The organism is Salinicola endophyticus (assembly GCF_040536835.1).
GTDB lineage: Bacteria > Pseudomonadota > Gammaproteobacteria > Pseudomonadales > Halomonadaceae > Salinicola > Salinicola endophyticus_A.
Genome location: NZ_CP159578.1, coordinates 2,919,308 through 2,935,007, shown reverse-complemented (window position 1 = coordinate 2,935,007; position 15,700 = coordinate 2,919,308). Strand labels below are relative to the sequence as shown.

Sequence of the window (15,700 nt, the reverse complement as noted above, 5' to 3'; positions counted from 1 at the left end):
AGCTATGAAGCTGATCATGCTACCCCAGCGAAGCGACAATACCGCTCAATACAGGGCAGCCGGGCCGGTGTTGACTGTCACCATCGGCGAGCATACCGACACTTTCGATTTCACCGACGCCCCCGATGGCGAATTCGACGGCTTCGCAAGCGACACGCTGCCGGTCTGCCCGATCCTGCGCGCCGAGAAATCGGGCGGTGAGCTGACCGTATGGGCGCTGGGCTGGTACGGCCCGCGCCCCGAACGCGAGATGCAGCACACGCCGGTAACGGACGACGCCGGCGAAGTCATCGACTACCACCCCGAGCCCGAGGCGGACTATGCCGAGCGGCTGGCGGCCTGGGAAGCGCTCACGCAGGAACGGGAGGTAACAATCTGATGGGCACTTTCACCCATACCCCAGCGCCGACGGATGCCGAGAAGCTGGCGGCGGCCCAGGCCGTCGCCCTCAAGCGCCTCAATGACGCTTACGACGCTGCGGCGCGGCCGCTGGTTCGGGATTACCCCGAGGTCGAGCGGCTGGGCTGGACCCAGCAGCTCAGCGAGGCCACCGCGTACCAGGCGTGGCTGGATGCCGGCGAGCAGGGCGAAGCACCCGCCACCCCGGCGCTGGCGGGTATCTTGCGCGGGCGAAACGGCACCACCGGCACCGAGACCCTGGCGGATCTCTGCCGCGCCGTGCTGACGCGCGCGGATGCGATGATTCAGTGGCAGGAATTCACCGGCGTGCGCCACCGCGGCGAATGGACGATCAACGACGCCCAGACGCCCGATGAGGCGCTGGCGGTAACGTGGGAGAAGTTAGTGGCCGAATAGGCCAGAAGAGAGGAGCGACCGGCACGGGTGCTGCAACACCGCGCGCCGGACCCGACAAGCAGTCCATGCCTGCAAGCCGGCCAGGGCTCCCCGCCTCGCGCGAGGCGATGTGAGTCTAGGCCAACCGTCCACGCGACAACAGGCTTGACATGGCAATCAGCGACATTCGTTGCGGCCGCTGTAACCGCATGCTGGCGCGTGCCAGCGAATTTCAGCTACTCGAAATCAAATGCCCGCGGTGCGGGCACATTCACACCCAGAGGGCCACGAGCCCCAGGAATCGGAGTATCGCTCGTGGCCAAACCTATCATTCCCTGGATGGGCGGCAAGCGCCGTCTCGCTAAGCGTATCTCGCGGCTAATGCCGCCTCACCAGTGCTACGTCGAGCCATTCGCCGGTGGTGCTGCGCTGTTCTTTCTGCGTGAAGATCCGGCCCCGGTTGAGGTCATCAACGACCTCAACGGCGACCTGGTCAATCTTTATCGCGTCGTGCAAAACCACCTCGAGGAGTTTGTGCGCCAGTTCAAGTGGGCGCTGACGAGCCGACAGATTTTCGAGTGGGAGAAGATAACGCGGCCGGAGACGCTGACTGACATCCAGCGCGCGGCCCGATTCTACTACCTGCAGCGGCTTACCTTCGGCGGCAACCCGAGCAGCTACAATTTCGGCACATCCACGACGACTCGGCCAGGGCTCAATCTGCTGAGGCTAGAGGAAAGCCTCTCCGAGGCTCACTTGCGCCTTGCCCGGACGTTCATTGAGAACCTGACGTGGCAGGCTTGTGTCGAGCGCTACGACCGCCCTCACACGCTGTTCTACATGGACCCTCCCTATCTCGACACCGGGGGTTATGGTGTCGAGTTTGGCATCGAGCAGTATGAGCAAATTGCGGAGATGATCGGTCGGATCAAGGGGCGAGCTATCGTGAGCCTCAACGACCACCCCGAGGTGCGCCGGATATTCGCTGGCTATCACATCGAGTCGGCCGACATCCGCTATACCGTGGGGGCGGGTGCAGCCAAGTCGGCCAAGGAGGTGCTTATCTGCAGCTGGCCTGTGGCGTAAATATGAGCGAGCGGTCGCTGTTGGCGATGCTACCAGCGCTTGATCTCGCCGCTGATCAGGTCCATGCACCGCGGCCCCCATAGGGACTCAGCCGCCGCCGGGCGCCAGAACATGAACCGGATCTGCGCTTGGCCGGTATTGAGCATGATGTGAGCGTGGGTGCCGATCGCCAGCCGGTCGTCCTGGTCAAGCTCGTCGATGCGGCACCGGCCCGAGTAGACGAGCTGTGCATGGGTCGCGTGGTACTCGATCCACTGGTCAGCCGGCGGCCGGCCCTCGTGCCAGCCGCGGTCGCGCCGGGTCTGCGCCCAGCTCTCAAGCGCCGCTCGATAATTCATCGCTCTCGCCCTCCAGCAGCTCCCGCCCATCACGTCCACACCAGCAGCAGTGGACGCCCGCCAAAACATCGCCGGCGAGCACGAAGCCGGCGATCTCTTCTCTCGCCTCGGTACTCTCTCGGGTTCCGCATGCACCGCATTCGACCTCTACCCATCCAGCGCCGATGGTGACTTCGATCACATCGCCGCCTCGGCCTCGGCCGGATTCCAGCTCACCAGCGCCTCGCCGTCGGCGGTGCGTGTCACTGTCACATAGTCGACGGTCTCGAACTCCTCGAGCAGACGATCCCAGTCTGCCGGGCTCTCGGTGTCGAAGCGCTCCAGTCGCACCTGCGTCGCCCCGCGGTTGTTGGCGCCGGTGATCTGGTGCCTTACGCGCTCGGCGAGCAGCTCATAGCTCGAGGGTTTGCGTGGCTTGGCCATCTGGTGATGCCTCCCAATTACTGTATTTGCATACAGTATCGCGAAGGAGTTGGCGAGTGTCGACTGGCTTGCGTGGTGGCCGCGATGTGAAGGGTGGGATAGATGGCGGGTAGGTGCTTTGGTGTAGCGTGACTATTTCGTGCGCTACGGCGTCGCAAAATCGCGTGGTTACGTCACGTTCTGTCGTGTGGTCACGGGGCCGCATGACCTAAGCGATTGATTTTAAAGTGTGTGAATAATGGCGCTTCGCCCTCCTAAGGGGCAGGTCATAGGTTCGAATCCTATCGGGGGCACCAAGTGACCTTCCTCACTGTCCCGCTTTTTGCTACCCGCTAGGCCCCACCAAACTCGGCATATGCAGGGTATGCAGTCAGGTATAGCTCTCCGTTCGACGCGCAGCCATCTACCCACGTGCCGCTAGGTATCCGAAAGATCGAATATACCAAGCCGTCTTGGCTCTCTCGGGACATCAAGAGGGCTCAACTCTGTATGAAGGCCCAGAAGACAGCGCCGATCATCAGCAGAGCGAAGGTGAGACGTAGCAACCGGGAGAAGAGAGGGCGCTGCACAAGGGGCCGAATGGCGCCGCCGACGCACATCCAGAAGATATTGGTGAACACGGCAACCGCCAGGCAAACCCCCATGGTGGCCACATAAGCGATGGCCGCTGGCGAGATCGGCAGCAGAAACTGCGAGTAGATCACCAGTAGTACCGCGTAGGACTTCGGGTTGAGCACGTTGAGCAGGACACCATCGCGCATCGTCAGGCGGGCGCCTTCGGCTGCGTGAGTGTCGAGTGGCGTGGTCGCGATGCGGTAGGCGAGGTAGAGCACATAGAGCCCGCCCACGATCTGTAGTGTCAGCTTCGCACTCGGCCAGGCTGCCAGTAGCGCCGCCAGACCCAGGGCAGCGGCCACCATCGATATCGCCAGCCCGGTCAGAATGCCCACATAGAGCGAGAGCGTCTTGCGCACCCCAAAGGTGGCGGATGTCGCCACGATGGTCATGGGGCCCGGCCCCGGAGAGCCGAACAACAGCATTGCCGTCATGGCGAGCGTGGTGAGTGGCGACATGAGCCTTCATCTCCGAGTGCGGTCTCTCGCAGCGACACCGGCGATGACATGTCATCGCCGTTCGGAACCGATCAGTACCGTTTGCGTAAGACGGTACTGATCATTACCATCCCATGTCAATCTCACAGAAGGGATAAACCATGCCGACACAGGCGCGTGAACGACTGATAGCGACAGCGGAAGCGCTCTTCTACCAACGCGGCATCCAGGCGGTCGGCATCAGCGAACTGATCGACACCTCCGGCGTGGGGCGTGCGTCCTTCTACCGTCACTTCGACAGTAAGGATGCCCTGGTGCATGCGGTGCTACGCCACCGCAATGAGAGGTCCCTGGCCGCCTTCGAGGCAGGTCTTGCCGGAAGCGATGGCTCGCCTCTGGGTGTGTTCGATGTGGTCGCCGAGCGCTACGGGCAAGCCGATTTTCGGGGCTGTGCCTTTATCAACGCCATGGTCGAAGCCGCCGACCGGGGCAGCGAGACCCACCGCATCGCCAGAGCGCACAAGCTGGCTCAGATAGAGATCATCGCTCGCCAGCTCCGGCAAGCCGGCTACTCACCGAGCGAAGAGCTTGCCAGTGATTTTCAGCTACTGATCGATGGCGCGGTCATGGGCGTACTACGCGAAGGCAATCTCGAACCGGTCGAGAGAGCCAAGCAGATAGCGGCCAGACTGCTGAGTCTGTAAGCATCACCTCATCCGTAGTGATGGTTCCCCAAGCATGCTCAGCCCGCGATAGGAGCGGGGTGCGATAGCCTCAGTGCCCCCTGGGTTGCACTGGTGGCCAATCTTGATCATCTACTGCTTCCCGAGCCAGTCTCCCTCTCGCACGATCAGAACCCCGCCCGGCCCGTGAGCTAAAGGAGGTAGCAATTGCGCAGCCTCCGACAAACCATACGTTGTACTCCCACTGGTGCTGATATGAGCCTTGGGTAGCGCCAAGAATTTATCTAAATATCTGCAACATTTTTCCCTAAGCCAATTTCGGGGATAACACGCCCGATTGCGACATGCGACCAAATGACAGGGTGTGAGGGTATTCCTAATAAAGACAGACTTGTGCTAAGTGTTACCGTATGGCAACAAAGGGTCGACGGTGATCGCTACTTGGGGGCTGAATCGCGGGATTTCTGCCTGTGACGCTGGCGCGCTGTAGACTCCCCGTCCCGCCTGCGCGCTAAATGGGTCGGTTTTGATACAGCGTTACAGAGAGCGCCAAGTTGGGCCAGTGTTGGAGCAGCGGCCCGATTATGGGCGCGAGAAATAGCGTGAAATGATGCGTTTTGCAGACTAACCGATGAGAGGTGGTGGTGCTGCATGGAGAAGTGCAACGAAGTATGGCAGATTGATACCATAAGTGTTCCTAAAAGGACTTGAGACGGCTGACAGGTTCCGACCCAAAGCGGACATGCTGAAAAAGGCTGCCTGCACGTTCATCGGTGTTATGCAGCCGGCACTATGATTGATGTTATATGGCCAAGCTATACTTAATATGTCGATTTTTCATTATGTTATGGAGAAAACAGTGCGCAGCATAACATTTTTGAACTCGCGTACGCGTTCAAGTCAATAAACGAGCGCGCTGTCTAATACCTGTTGGCTATCTGAAGTCTAGAGTACATGTGTATGGAGCAAAGAAAGTATCAAGTTTTTGTAAGCTCTACCTACATAGATTTGGTAGAAGAGCGACAAGAAATTATGCACGCATTATTAGAGCTCGACTGTATCCCTGCAGGTATGGAGTTATTTCCGGCCGCGAACGAAGATCAGTGGTCGCTTATCAAGGGCGTAATTGAAGAATCGGACTATTATCTTCTGGTAATCGGTGGGCGTTATGGAAGCGTTTCTCCAGAAGGGCTTAGTTACACTGAAATGGAATACCGTTACGCTATCGAAAGTGGAAAACCTGTGATTTCATTTCTTCACAAAGATCCCGAGTCGATCCCGGTTAAAAAAGCCGAGAAATCTAGCGAAGGAAAAGAAAAACTTGAGGCTTTCCGTGACCTTGTCCAAAAAAGAATGTGCAAGTACTGGCAGACGCCTCAAGAGCTTGGCTCTGTAGTGAGTAGAAGCTTGATCATGCTGCAGAAGAAGCATCCAGGTATAGGCTGGGTTCGGGGAGACCAGGTTATGTCAGGTGATGCTTCGAGAGAGATATTAAAGCTTAGAAATAAGATTGAGATGCTAGAAAAAGAAATCGAAGAAAATGAAACTAAAGCTCCATCAGGAACTGAACAGCTAGCGAAGGGCGATGAGGAGTTTGAAATAGATTGTAGCTTTGACTCTACTGATTCGGATGGAACTCCGTGGTCATGGGAATATCCTGTCCAAGTCACTTGGAATGATCTATTTTCTGAAATATCTCCGTTGATGATGCATGAAGCTGACGCATTAAGAATTAAGCAAAGGCTTAAGACGTTTGTATCAAGGTTAGCGCTCGAGGCAGTAAATCAAAATAAAGACTTTAAGGGTCATAGAGCAGCAAGAAACTTTTCAATTGATCAGAGCGCGTTTGAAACCGTTTTAATCCAGTTGAGCGCCTTAGGGTTGATTATTCAAAGTGTAAAAAATAGAAGCGTAAAAGACCAATCAACGTATTGGAAGCTATCTCCATATGGCGTAACTATGATGAACCAATTGAGGGCCGTAGCATCTGCAAAGTAGGTGATAGCCAACCAGTGCGGGCACGGCGACGCCCACTACATTGCGCCTTCGGCTCCATTTCGTGGGCCGCATGCTGCAAGCGTTATATGCTCGTCATGAGCGTTTCGCAAAAAAAAGAGAGATTCTTTGAATGCAACTAATGCGCATGATCATAAAAAATTTTCGCTGCTATCGAGATGAAACCATTCTCGAAGTAAACAACCTAACAGCAATAATCGGTCGTAACGATATTGGGAAGTCCGCGATTTTAGATGCACTTGATGCCTTTTTTAATGACTCAATTGAGGCTGGGGATTTGTCAACGACAGCGAATGGGAACGCTGTAGAGATAACTTGCGTTTTCAGCGGAATGCCACTGGAAGTTGTACTGGATACAACCGAACCAACTTCACCAGAAGAAGAAGGTCTGTTGAACTCGGAAGGTCAGTTGGAAATAAGAAAAATCTTCACCTTTGGGGCAAGGAAAACCTCTTCGATCTATCTCAATTGCAGTCAGCCTAGAGATGCTCGTCTATCCAACCTGTTAAGCCTGAAAAATACACCATTGAAGAACCTGGCTGAGGAATTGAACGTTGACTTAGAGGGGGTGAATAGGAGGAAAAACCCACCAATCCGGCAGGCTATTAGAAATCAAATTGGCGGTGATAGAGAAGAAGTCCTTCTGAAAGTGGATGGGGGAGTAGACAATGAGGACAATTTAAAGGTTGTGTGGAAGTCCATAAAAAAACTCCTTCCAATTTACTCTCTATTCAAATCTGACAAGTCTTTCGATGATAAAGATGGCGACGTTAAAAACCCGCTGCAAGCTGCAGTTGATGAAGCGCTAGCGCTTGATGAAATACGGCAGTTGCTGGATCGAGTAGAAGAGAAGGTCAGGGAATTCTCTACAGAGGTTGCAGGTCGGACCATCGAGAAACTGAAGAACTTTGACGAATCAATAGCAGAAAGGCTTCGCTCGGAATTTGGTAAAACACCAAGCTATAGCAAGATATTTGACCTCACTCTTTTAAATGATGTTGGCATACCTTTGAACAAGCGCGGTAGCGGGATTAGGCGCTTAGTGATTTTGAGTTTCTTTCAAGCTCAAGCAGAAAAGAGGAAAGCTGAATCTGGTGCGCCCGCGATCATCTATGCTATTGAAGAGCCGGAGACATCCCAGCACCCCAACCATCAGAGGATGATAATTGATTCGCTTTCTGACCTCGCAAATTCTGAAAACGTACAGGTGCTGTTTACAACGCACAGTGCAAACTTGGCAAGAGAAATACCCACAGAGTCACTTAGATACATCTCCAACGAAGGAGAGAATGGTATAGCAATAGAGCTCGGCGCCGTAGACGGCGTTAAGAACGAAGAAGTAATCGACAAAATCATTACGGCGCTTGGCATTTTGCCTAACCCAACGGACAGAGTTAAGGTTCTTCTCTATGTTGAGGGGAATCATGATGTAAACGCCCTAAAAAGATATAGCAAGATTCTTTCAGAGCACGATCCTACGATTCTAGATTTGAATACTACTGATTGCGTCGGCTATGTAATTACAGGCGGTTCAGCTCTCAAACATTACCTTGAACAAAAGCATCTTGATGGTTTGGGTAAGCCAGAGGTTCATGTGTACGACAACGATATACCATCCTACAGAGATGCAGTTCAAGCAATAAACGATGATCCAAATCCGTCAAAGGTGGCATTTAACACAGTTAAGAATGAGTTGGAGAATTACCTTCATCCAGATGCAATAGAAGAAGCGTATGCAGCCCAAGGAACTCAAGCTGTAGCCATTGGTGACATTACCGATGAGATAGATGTTCCTGCGGAAGTAGCGAAGAAATTCAATGAGCTCAACGCGAATAACTGGGATGAGTTGCCAGATGAAAAGAAGAAAGAGAAAGCAAGTGATAAGAAAAAATCGCTGAATACCATTGTGGTTGAAAAAATGACTGTAGAAAGACTAAAGAAAAACGGTGGATATGGTGATATCCATACATGGCTTTCTGCAGTAAGTAATTTTGCGGCACGATAAGGTCTCATATAACAAGTCAAAGCATTCGGACGCAGCAAAGCTGCGCCGATGTTTGAGGCGTTATATCCACTTTTGGCTGAACGCCCGCTTTTGGCCGAATGCTACCACTCAGAGGTCACTCGCCACGGTTCGGACTTTGACAAACTTCATTAATCCAAGATCCCGTTTTTCAACGGGAAGCCAGCCGGCACGCTCGTAGAACGCATAGGCTCGACTGCCAATCTCGGTTTCCAGCCAGATCTTGTCGAAGGTGGCGAAGAGGTGGCGCTCGGCGCGTTCGAGAAGACTGCGGCCCACGCCTCGCCCCTCATGGTCGGCGCGGACGAACAGTCCAAACACGCACCCGGTCTCATTACGAACCATTGAAAAGCCCACGGGTACTCCATCAATCTCTGCAACCCAAAGACAAGGTTCCTTAGCGAGCTCGGCGGCGATGGTCTCAGGTGTGATGCCCATTTCGGCGAGCTGCTCGAGCGAAAGATGGTTCTCCGCCACGCTGGTGCGTATGGCGAAGATCTCCCCGATGTCTGTCTCTCTCGCTTCTCTCACTTGAATTGACATGGATCGATACCCTTGGCTGTGACTGAAAAGCCTATGGGCGAGCATTTTGGGGCACACAGTGGCCTCAGGCGAGCTGGCTTGGCGGCGTGGAGTCGTGGCTAAGGGGTGTGCGATGGATAACCGCACGGTCGGCTTTTGAGGCTGAGAGGTATATCGTGTGGTATGTCTAGATTGTCGAACCTATGAAGTCTATCGCAAAAACATATACTTAACTGTGATTATAGAATCCTGTCGGGCCAGCGGCAGCGCGATTTTTTGGGCCTCTCCCTCGATTTTTCATGCTTATCGCAAGGGAGAGCGTGACGAGGCCCTGCCCCCAGGCTGCTCGCCCTTGACCGGCTCCCACATCGCCATCGAGCGCTAAGACGCTGCTCGGGAAGCGGCCCCATGCGGCCTGAGATAGCCCACCGACCCTCGCCTTGTGCGAGATATCTTACGAAAATGGACCAGATAGTCTTAGAAAACTGGTCCTATGGCGGGCGGTCAGATTCGTTATCCTGTGTGGGTGCCCGATTGGGCCTGCGTTTGAACCCGGCCCCTTGGGCCGGGTATTTTCGTTTCAGCCCCCGCAAGCCCCCGGCCGGCTCGGTAACGCTCGCAGGGGTAGGCTGGATCTCGAAAAGGCCCGATCCTAATGACGCTGACACTCGTTCACCCCACGCAGGCGCACCAGTCGGCCTTTCTGGCCGCCGTTCGGCACAGCCAGCCGCTGTTGGGTGGCTGGGTCTTTCCGCCGGAAACGCCACAGGCCTACGCCGATTTCCTCTCCCGCTACGCGGCGGAGACCCACGTGAGCTACCTCGCCATCGCCCCCGATGGCAGCCTGATCGGCTGTATCAACCTGAATGAGATCGTCCGCGGTGCGCTGCAATCCGCTTATCTGGGCTATTACGGCTTTGCGCCGCACCAGGGCAGGGGATGGATGAAGCAGGCGCTGGGCGAAGTGATTACCCGCGCCTTCGATAGGCACGGCCTGCATCGGCTGGAGGCCAATATTCAACCCGCCAACCGCCGCTCGATCGGTCTGGTGCAATCCCTGGGCTTTCGCCGTGAAGGCTTTTCGCCGCGCTACCTGCGCCTCGATGGCGAATGGCGCGACCATGAGCGCTATGCCATCACCGCAGAAGAGTGGGGTGTCTGAGAGAGTCCCACAGATGCGCTCGTCATCTGCGGTTTGGGAAACATCTGGGCTACCTCACCACCAGTGCTGCGGATAGCGCCGGTGCCGGGCGAGGTTATTGATCACCACCGCCACGCTGAGCATCAGGATGCAGCCGAGGCCGACCGGGAAGAAGGCGTAGATCCAGCCGAGTTGGTGCAGGTCGCCCGAGCCGATCACCGCGATCAGTGCGGTGGCGCCGCCGGGCGGGTGCAGGGTGTGGGTCAGCTGCATCAGCAGGATGGCGGTGGAGACCGCGACCGCGGCGGCGATCCAGCCGTCCCCCAGTAGCGACCAGGTGACGAAGCCGCAGAGCGCCGAGAGCACGTTGCCGCCGAGCACATTGCGCGGCTGAGCCAGCGGGCTCTCCGGTGCGGCGTAGAGCAGCACCGAGGTGGCACCGAACGAGCCGACCATCAGCAGCGGGTGGGCCTGGGTCGCCTGGGTGCTGAGCCAGCCCACGCCGGCCATGCCCAGAAAGGCGCCGAGCCAGGACCACAGCGCGTCGCGCCAGTTGGGGGCAGGGCGCGAGACCGGGGCGCCTTTCATCTTGCTCAGATATTGCTTCACCATGGGTTAGGTATCGCCATGTGTGGAATTCAATGGGTGGGATCGAAGGCGCGCTATCTTGCCAGCTCGTGTCCATACGTGGAAATACGCCCTGGCAATAGCCTCATGACCGCCGCGCCGGGACGCCCACGCTGGGCATTGCTACAATGCCCAGCCTTCCCAGATGCAGGGCTTGCCCGTTCATGTTCGAGCTTTTTCATGCCTGATCGCGCCGATAGTGACGCGCCTGTCGGTGGTCTTCATGGCAACGATGTGCCGGTGGTGCAGGACCGTATCTTCGACGGTCTGGCCGACAAGTTCGCCTCCAGCCTGTATGCCAGCGCGCGCGGGCATATCCGCCTGGCGGTGCTGACGCCGCTGCTCGAGCAGGCGCTGCCGGCGGATGGTTCGGCGGCGCTGGATGTCGGCGGCGGCCTGGGCCAGATGAGCGCCTGGCTCGCCGCGCGGGGGCATCGGGTCACCCTGGCGGAGCCCTCCGCCGAGATGCTGGCCCGGGCCCGTGAGACCCTGGCGCAAACTCCGTCGGCGATGCCGGTGCAGGCGCTGCAGGCGCCACTGCAGGCGCTCGGCGAGCTGGCCCCCGGGCCTTGGCCACTGGTGGTGTGCCATGCGGTGCTGGAGTGGCTGGCCGACCCCGCAGCCGGGCTGCGCCAGCTCGCGACACTGCTGGCGCCGCAGGGGCGGCTGTCGCTGATGGTGTTCAACCGCGATGCGCTGCGGTTTTCCAACGTGGTCAAGGGCAATCTCGACAAGGCCCTGGAGGATCGCCTGTCGGGTACCGGTCAGCGCCAGCGGCTGACGCCGATCTCGCCGCTGACCCATGCCGATATCGTGCGCTGGTGCCAAGCCTGCGGGCTCGAGATCGAGCGTGTCGCCGGGGTGCGCATCTTCCATGACTACCTGCGCGAGCGCGAGCCCAGCGAGGCCGACCTGGCCAAGCTGATTGCGCTGGAGCGCCGCTACTGCGAGACCGAGCCGCACTGGCGTCTGGGCCGCTACCTGCACTATCTGATCCGTCCCGCTGTTCCCGCCGGAAGCGAACCCCCGCGAGACCCGCACCTGCAAGGAGAGAGCCGATGAAGGCACAAACGCCCCCGTGTGAACTGCTGGCGCGCCAGGACGCGGATTATCGCGGCTGGCTATGGGTGGCGCCACCACGGGATAGCTGGCTGGAGAGCGGCGAGGGCGTGGTGTGGAGCGCCGATCTCGGCGTGGTGAACGCGTGGCGGGCGGCCGGGCGCGAAGCCCACGCGGAGCTGGCGCTGCCACCACTGGCGCCCCCCGGCGCGGTGCTCTTCTGGCCCAAGAGCCACGCCCTGGGCGAGTGGTGGCTACGCACCCTGAGCGCGACCCTGCCCGGCGGCACGCCGATCCAGGTCGTCGGTGAGCACCAGGGCGGAATCAAGCGGGTGCCCAAGGTGCTCGCAGCCATGGGGCACGCCTGCCGCAAGCTGGATAACGCCCGCCGCTGCACCCTGTTCGCGACCGAGGCGGGAGAGGGTACGCCCGACCCGGAGGCGGGCTGGGAACGCTTCGAGACCCACGGGATGGCGCTGGCGACCCACCCCGGGGTGTTCGGCCACGGCAAGCTCGATGATGGCACCCGGCTGCTGCTGGAGACGCTGGAAACACTCGCCGAGCGCGGTGAGCTGCCCGCCGGGCCCACCCTGGATATCGGCTGCGGTGACGGCATCCTGGCGGCGTGGCTTTCGCGCCGTGGCCAGGCGGTGACGGCCACCGATGTTAGTGCCTTTGCGGTGGCGGCGACCCAGCGCACCCTGGCGCTCAATCAGCTTGCGGGGGAGGCGCGCCAGAGCGATGTGTTCCAGGCGGTGCCGGAGCGCTTCGCGCTGATCGTCAGCAATCCGCCGTTCCATCAGGAGCGGGCGGTCGACTATGGCCCGGCGGCGCGTCTGATCGAGGAGGCGCCGGCGCATCTCGAGGCCGGTGGGGTGCTGCTGCTGGTGGTCAACGCCTTCCTGCCGTATCCCGATTGGCTGACGGCGGCGTTCGGCGAGTTCGAAACCCTTGCTGATGACCGCCGTTATCGGGTTTACCGCGCGGTCAAAAGCCGCCGCTAGCCTGCAGCTCGCCGACGATTTTCAGCGCGCGCTGGTTGGCGGCACCGACGTCGGTGGGCTGGATGCCGAGGGCTTGTAGCCGCGCCCAGGGGATCTCGTTCCAGTCGCCGTGCTCCAGCTTGATCGCGGTGTCGAGTAACGCACCCAGCGGCCCCTCCTGCTGCAGCAGGGCAGCGTTGATCGAGGCGTGCAGCGGCAGGATGGCGACCAGATCCTTCAGCGGGCGGTCGAAGAACGCCTCCAGATAGGAGAACAGGCCGACGATGAAGGCGCGCTCGGAGCGCTGCGGGTCGTCGATCGCCAGCTCCCGGCACAGGCTGGCTCGGGTGAGCGCCAGCTGGCGCAGCGAGTGGGGTTTGTCGTTCAGCTCGCTGAGGGCCAGCAGCGTGGCCAGGCTGCGGATGCGCTGAGTGCCGATCAGCGTCACCGCCTGATGCAGCGAGTCGATCTCGCCGGCGCGCTGGTATTGCGTGGTATTGACCAGGCGCAGCAGGCGCATGCCGAGTGCCGGGTCGCGCTCGATCGTTGCGGCGACATCGCGCGTGCTGATATCGGGCTGATTGAGTTCGGTGATCAGCTTGAGAATAGTCAGGCGGGCGGTGGTCACTGGCTTGCCGTGAATGATCTGCGGGCGTGCCAGGAAGTAGCCCTGAAAATAGTCGCAGCCGACTTCCAGGCAGTGCTCCAGCTCCGCTTCGGTCTCGAGCTTCTCGGCCAGCAGCTTGAGGTGCGGGTGGTGTCGGCGCAGCTGGGTGATGATCCAGTAGAACTCATCGTTCGAGTAGTGCGGGTACTCCAGCTTGACGACATCCACCAGTGGCAGGAACGGGTGGGTGGCGTCGTGCTCGGTGTAGTCGTCCAGCGCCAGGGTGAAGCCCTGTGCGCGCAGCTCTATGAGCCGCTGGCACACGGCGTCGGTGCAGGGCGTGTCTTCGAGGATCTCCACTACCATGTGCACGTTGTCGAAGGGAATCTCGCCGGCCAGGGTATCTGCGGTGAAGTTGACGTAGAGCTGCTTGCCCTGGCCGACAGTTTTCAGGTCGCCCTGGGTGAAGGCGTTGAGCAGCACTGTGCTGGTGGCGCGGTTGCCGTCGAAGGGCAGCGGCATGGGGCCGCCGTCGGTGGGGCGGAACAGCAGCTCGAAGGCGACGATCTCGCGCGAGCTGTCGAAGATCGGCTGACGCGCGAACAGCACCGAGGTCTGATGAGGGTCGGAGAGCGCTGACATGGCAAGCTCCTCATGAGTGTCGGGCCTGGCCGCTGCTGCCCCTGCGGGGCGTCATATCGGCCGTTGCTGATCAATGTGAAGGCGGCTCTAGTGGGAGGCCCGATTCAGCCCGGGGCGTAGTCGATCGCGGTGATGATGTAGTGGGTCTCGCCGCCCGGTGCAGCGACCACCACGTCGTCGTCCAGCGCCTTGCCCAGTGCGGCCTGGGCCAGCGGCGCGTCGATACTGATCCAGTGCTTGTCAGTGTCGGTCTCGTCGTGACCGACCAGACGGATCGACAGCTCCTCGCCGGTGTCGTCCTCGAGGGTGACGAAAGCGCCGAAGTAGACCTTGCCGGTGTCTGCGGGCAAGCGATCGACCACCTGCAGCTCGTCGAGGCGCTTGCGCAGATAGCGGATGCGCGCTATGACCCGATTGAGCTCTTTCTTGTTATAGGTGTAGTCGGCATTCTCGCTGCGGTCGCCCAGCGCGGCGGCTTCGCCTACCTTGGCCGAGAGCTGGGGGCGTTTGACCCGCGAGAGATGGTCATGGATGCCCTGCAATCGATCATAACCCTGAGGGGTGATCAGGTTGCTCTTTTTCTCCTGGCGCGGGTCCTTCTTGGGATCGCGCCAGCGGGTCATGTTGCGTCCTTGCATGCGTTGTCTCTGGAGGGGCTTGCTAAGAGTGGCTGGCTATCTAGATTAACGCATCGAACGGCGCCACGACCACGCGCGCAAGCCCCCCGGCGTCGCATGCGACTAAAACACAATGGTCGTGCATTCAAACGCTCGTTAGATTTTTCCCAGGATCGCAACCGGAGCGACGACTCATGCCACGCTTTGCCAAGACGATGATGGGGATCACCGCTGGGGTAGTGCTCAGCGCGGGGCTGATCGGCAGTGCCGCAGCCCAGCAGAACGAGCTCTTCCCGCTGATGCAGCGCTGGGGCAACGTCGAGTACGAGATGCAGGGCGATGCCCAGCAGCGGGCCTTCGAGAGCCTGACCAAAGAGGTCGACGCGCTGGCCCAGCGCTACCCCGGCAATGCCCACGTGCTGACGGCGCAGGGCGTGGTCCTGGCCTCCTACGCCAAGGCCAAGGGGGGCCTGGGGGCGCTGGATCTGGCCAAGCAGGCGCGCAAGGCGCTGGAGCGGGCGATCCAGATCGACCCTCAGGGCGAGAATGGCTCGGCCTATGTCACCCTGGGTGCGCTCTATCAGCACGCGCCGGGCTGGCCCATCGCCTTCGGCGACGACGACAAGGCCGGGGAACTGTTGAAGCGCGCGGTGGAGATTCGCCCCGACGGCATCGATACCAACTTCTACTATGCGCAGTACCTGGAAGATCAGGGCCAGCATGCCGAGGCTCGCCAGTACGCCGAGCGTGCGGTGGAAGGGCAGGCGCGCAAGGGTAGAGCCTCGGACGAGGCGCTGCGCCAGGAAGTGCGGCAATGGCTGGCGCGGCACGGCTGAGCAATCCGCGACCGCGCCGGGTCTTCGACCCTGCCGCGTCATCTTTCGCTATCCTCCGCTACCGGGGAGCGTCTATGCCGACGCTCCCCGGTTCGTCGTATGGCGCCGCTACTGATATCTTCTGCTCCTAGACCGGTATTCTTTCCTCTTGCTGTCCGCCGCTACCGGCCGCTGCATGCGAAGGTTGGCGTTCCGGGCGGCTGGGCCATGTCCGCGCATGGCGCCGACGGTAGTGGTTGGAATGCCGGTT

At 59.3% G+C, this 15,700-nt stretch carries 18 protein-coding genes; 11 read left to right on the top strand and 7 right to left on the bottom strand.

Annotated features, from left to right (window positions below; translation table 11 throughout):
• Nucleotides 1–4: 4 nt before the first annotated feature.
• The 4 genes from ABV408_RS13180 to ABV408_RS13165 all read left to right on the top strand — a co-directional run bounded on the left by ABV408_RS13180 (nucleotide 5) and on the right by ABV408_RS13165 (nucleotide 1,881).
• A complete protein-coding gene (locus tag ABV408_RS13180) occupies nucleotides 5–379 on the top strand; it encodes a hypothetical protein (protein WP_353979385.1) in 375 nt (124 codons plus the stop codon).
• Nucleotides 379–816 carry a hypothetical protein gene (locus ABV408_RS13175; protein WP_353979384.1) on the top strand — a complete coding sequence of 146 codons (438 nt, stop codon included), beginning with the start codon at nucleotides 379–381 and terminating at the stop codon, nucleotides 814–816. The genes ABV408_RS13180 and ABV408_RS13175 overlap by 1 nt, the downstream gene beginning before the upstream one ends.
• A 149-nt stretch (nucleotides 817–965) precedes the next feature.
• Nucleotides 966–1,160 carry a Com family DNA-binding transcriptional regulator gene (locus ABV408_RS13170; RefSeq protein WP_353979383.1) on the top strand — a complete coding sequence of 65 codons (195 nt, stop codon included), beginning with the start codon at nucleotides 966–968 and terminating at the stop codon, nucleotides 1,158–1,160.
• A complete protein-coding gene (locus tag ABV408_RS13165) occupies nucleotides 1,111–1,881 on the top strand; it encodes a DNA adenine methylase (RefSeq protein WP_353979382.1) in 771 nt (256 codons plus the stop codon). The genes ABV408_RS13170 and ABV408_RS13165 overlap by 50 nt, the downstream gene beginning before the upstream one ends.
• A gap of 29 nt (nucleotides 1,882–1,910) precedes the next feature.
• On the opposite strand, the gene ABV408_RS13160 is transcribed toward ABV408_RS13165, so the two are convergent.
• The 3 genes from ABV408_RS13160 to ABV408_RS13150 all read right to left on the bottom strand — a co-directional run bounded on the left by ABV408_RS13160 (nucleotide 1,911) and on the right by ABV408_RS13150 (nucleotide 3,715).
• Nucleotides 1,911–2,219 carry a hypothetical protein gene (locus tag ABV408_RS13160; protein ID WP_353979381.1) on the bottom strand — a complete coding sequence of 103 codons (309 nt, stop codon included), beginning with the start codon at nucleotides 2,217–2,219 and terminating at the stop codon, nucleotides 1,911–1,913.
• Between the two features lie 177 nt (nucleotides 2,220–2,396).
• Nucleotides 2,397–2,642, bottom strand: coding sequence for a DUF1654 domain-containing protein (locus tag ABV408_RS13155; protein WP_353979380.1), 246 nt, complete (start codon nucleotides 2,640–2,642; stop codon nucleotides 2,397–2,399).
• Nucleotides 2,643–3,121: 479 nt separating this feature from the next.
• A complete protein-coding gene (locus ABV408_RS13150) occupies nucleotides 3,122–3,715 on the bottom strand; it encodes a LysE family translocator (RefSeq protein ID WP_353979379.1) in 594 nt (197 codons plus the stop codon).
• Nucleotides 3,716–3,855: 140 nt separating this feature from the next.
• Here ABV408_RS13150 and ABV408_RS13145 point away from each other — a divergent pair, with 140 nt between their 5' ends.
• From ABV408_RS13145 to ABV408_RS13135, 3 genes are all read left to right on the top strand, one after another.
• Nucleotides 3,856–4,398 carry a TetR/AcrR family transcriptional regulator gene (locus ABV408_RS13145; protein WP_353979378.1) on the top strand — a complete coding sequence of 181 codons (543 nt, stop codon included), beginning with the start codon at nucleotides 3,856–3,858 and terminating at the stop codon, nucleotides 4,396–4,398.
• Nucleotides 4,399–5,337: 939 nt separating this feature from the next.
• Nucleotides 5,338–6,375 (top strand): DUF4062 domain-containing protein, encoded by a 1,038-nt coding sequence (locus ABV408_RS13140; RefSeq protein ID WP_353979377.1) that lies wholly within the window; start codon nucleotides 5,338–5,340, stop codon nucleotides 6,373–6,375.
• 130 nt (nucleotides 6,376–6,505) lie between these two features.
• On the top strand, nucleotides 6,506–8,398 hold the full coding sequence (locus ABV408_RS13135) for an ATP-binding protein (protein ID WP_353979376.1): 1,893 nt from the start codon (nucleotides 6,506–6,508) through the stop codon (nucleotides 8,396–8,398).
• A 108-nt stretch (nucleotides 8,399–8,506) separates the two neighbouring features.
• Here the strand turns inward: ABV408_RS13135 and ABV408_RS13130 are convergent, their stop codons facing one another.
• Entirely contained in the window at nucleotides 8,507–8,959 is a 453-nt protein-coding gene (locus tag ABV408_RS13130; protein ID WP_353979375.1) for a GNAT family N-acetyltransferase, read from the bottom strand.
• A gap of 634 nt (nucleotides 8,960–9,593) precedes the next feature.
• Here ABV408_RS13130 and ABV408_RS13125 point away from each other — a divergent pair.
• Nucleotides 9,594–10,100 (top strand): GNAT family protein, encoded by a 507-nt coding sequence (locus ABV408_RS13125; RefSeq protein WP_353979374.1) that lies wholly within the window; start codon nucleotides 9,594–9,596, stop codon nucleotides 10,098–10,100.
• 54 nt (nucleotides 10,101–10,154) lie between these two features.
• Here the strand turns inward: ABV408_RS13125 and ABV408_RS13120 are convergent, their stop codons facing one another.
• Nucleotides 10,155–10,691: an HPP family protein gene (locus ABV408_RS13120; protein WP_353979373.1), complete on the bottom strand. Its 537-nt coding sequence runs from the start codon at nucleotides 10,689–10,691 to the stop codon at nucleotides 10,155–10,157.
• A gap of 195 nt (nucleotides 10,692–10,886) precedes the next feature.
• Here ABV408_RS13120 and ABV408_RS13115 point away from each other — a divergent pair, with 195 nt between their 5' ends.
• Together ABV408_RS13115 and ABV408_RS13110 are read left to right on the top strand one after the other, a co-directional pair.
• On the top strand, nucleotides 10,887–11,768 hold the full coding sequence (locus ABV408_RS13115; RefSeq protein ID WP_353979372.1) for a methyltransferase domain-containing protein: 882 nt from the start codon (nucleotides 10,887–10,889) through the stop codon (nucleotides 11,766–11,768).
• Nucleotides 11,765–12,769, top strand: a complete 1,005-nt coding sequence (locus ABV408_RS13110; RefSeq protein ID WP_353979371.1) for a methyltransferase — start codon at nucleotides 11,765–11,767, stop codon at nucleotides 12,767–12,769. Before ABV408_RS13115 ends, ABV408_RS13110 begins: the two co-directional genes overlap by 4 nt.
• Here ABV408_RS13110 and ABV408_RS13105 read toward each other — a convergent pair.
• Nucleotides 12,753–13,997, bottom strand: a complete 1,245-nt coding sequence (locus ABV408_RS13105; protein ID WP_353979370.1) for an HDOD domain-containing protein — start codon at nucleotides 13,995–13,997, stop codon at nucleotides 12,753–12,755. The two genes, ABV408_RS13110 and ABV408_RS13105, sit on opposite strands and share 17 nt — an antisense overlap.
• Before the next feature lie 104 nt (nucleotides 13,998–14,101).
• Entirely contained in the window at nucleotides 14,102–14,635 is a 534-nt protein-coding gene (gene greB / locus ABV408_RS13100) for a transcription elongation factor GreB (protein WP_353979369.1), read from the bottom strand.
• A gap of 173 nt (nucleotides 14,636–14,808) precedes the next feature.
• Between greB and ABV408_RS13095 the strand changes: the two genes are divergently transcribed.
• Nucleotides 14,809–15,450: a hypothetical protein gene (locus ABV408_RS13095; RefSeq protein ID WP_353979368.1), complete on the top strand. Its 642-nt coding sequence runs from the start codon at nucleotides 14,809–14,811 to the stop codon at nucleotides 15,448–15,450.
• The last annotated feature ends 250 nt before the right edge of the window (nucleotides 15,451–15,700 follow it).

Bases quoted from the DNA above. Each gene is read 5' to 3' on its own strand.
- ABV408_RS13160 (WP_353979381.1), bottom strand. From the start codon at position 2,219: ATGAATTATCGAGCGGCGCTTGAGAGCTGGGCGCAGACCCGGCGCGAC.
- greB (WP_353979369.1), bottom strand. From the start codon at position 14,635: ATGCAAGGACGCAACATGACCCGCTGGCGCGATCCCAAGAAGGACCCG.
- ABV408_RS13150 (WP_353979379.1), bottom strand. From the start codon at position 3,715: ATGTCGCCACTCACCACGCTCGCCATGACGGCAATGCTGTTGTTCGGC.
- ABV408_RS13140 (WP_353979377.1), top strand. From the start codon at position 5,338: ATGGAGCAAAGAAAGTATCAAGTTTTTGTAAGCTCTACCTACATAGAT.
- ABV408_RS13095 (WP_353979368.1), top strand. From the start codon at position 14,809: ATGCCACGCTTTGCCAAGACGATGATGGGGATCACCGCTGGGGTAGTG.
- ABV408_RS13175 (WP_353979384.1), top strand. From the start codon at position 379: ATGGGCACTTTCACCCATACCCCAGCGCCGACGGATGCCGAGAAGCTG.
- ABV408_RS13155 (WP_353979380.1), bottom strand. From the start codon at position 2,642: ATGGCCAAGCCACGCAAACCCTCGAGCTATGAGCTGCTCGCCGAGCGC.
- ABV408_RS13110 (WP_353979371.1), top strand. From the start codon at position 11,765: ATGAAGGCACAAACGCCCCCGTGTGAACTGCTGGCGCGCCAGGACGCG.
- ABV408_RS13115 (WP_353979372.1), top strand. From the start codon at position 10,887: ATGCCTGATCGCGCCGATAGTGACGCGCCTGTCGGTGGTCTTCATGGC.
- ABV408_RS13135 (WP_353979376.1), top strand. From the start codon at position 6,506: ATGCAACTAATGCGCATGATCATAAAAAATTTTCGCTGCTATCGAGAT.
- ABV408_RS13170 (WP_353979383.1), top strand. From the start codon at position 966: ATGGCAATCAGCGACATTCGTTGCGGCCGCTGTAACCGCATGCTGGCG.
- ABV408_RS13130 (WP_353979375.1), bottom strand. From the start codon at position 8,959: ATGTCAATTCAAGTGAGAGAAGCGAGAGAGACAGACATCGGGGAGATC.
- ABV408_RS13125 (WP_353979374.1), top strand. From the start codon at position 9,594: ATGACGCTGACACTCGTTCACCCCACGCAGGCGCACCAGTCGGCCTTT.
- ABV408_RS13145 (WP_353979378.1), top strand. From the start codon at position 3,856: ATGCCGACACAGGCGCGTGAACGACTGATAGCGACAGCGGAAGCGCTC.
- ABV408_RS13120 (WP_353979373.1), bottom strand. From the start codon at position 10,691: ATGGTGAAGCAATATCTGAGCAAGATGAAAGGCGCCCCGGTCTCGCGC.
- ABV408_RS13180 (WP_353979385.1), top strand. From the start codon at position 5: ATGAAGCTGATCATGCTACCCCAGCGAAGCGACAATACCGCTCAATAC.
- ABV408_RS13105 (WP_353979370.1), bottom strand. From the start codon at position 13,997: ATGTCAGCGCTCTCCGACCCTCATCAGACCTCGGTGCTGTTCGCGCGT.